The organism is Herbaspirillum sp. UBA812, from assembly GCF_002296545.1.
GTDB lineage: Bacteria > Pseudomonadota > Gammaproteobacteria > Burkholderiales > Burkholderiaceae_D > Herbaspirillum > Herbaspirillum huttiense.
This window is the reverse complement of the sequence record NZ_DBIC01000058.1, coordinates 8947-9261: the sequence shown is the minus strand read 5'-3', so window position 1 is coordinate 9261 and position 315 is coordinate 8947. Positions and strand designations below refer to the sequence as shown.

Sequence of the window (315 nt, the reverse complement as noted above, 5' to 3'; positions counted from 1 at the left end):
ACCGAACAGATCCCCGGCACCCCGACCAGAATATTGCCCAGCCGATCCGCCCCCGGCCGATCCCCGATGGTGCTGCAGATCGCGTCATAGATCAGCCAGTTGAAGACCAGGAAGGCAATGGCCGTCCCGCCCGCCATCGAGGCCGACATATCGAACACATTGCGATCCACCAAAAAGACGTTCGCATTGAAGAGATACAACAGCGAAAACAAGGCAAAGCCCGACAGCCAGGTACTGTAGGACTCCCAATAAAACCAGTGCAGATGCTCCGGCAACACCTTGGGTGCAAGAAGATACTTTTGCGGATTGTAGAAA

General features: G+C 55.2%; 1 protein-coding gene. It reads right to left on the bottom strand.

The genetic code is table 11. The features are described 5' to 3' along the window. The coding region (locus tag B3873_RS03700) for a urate hydroxylase PuuD (protein WP_286864098.1) at positions 1 to 315 on the bottom strand (315 nt) is incomplete at both ends.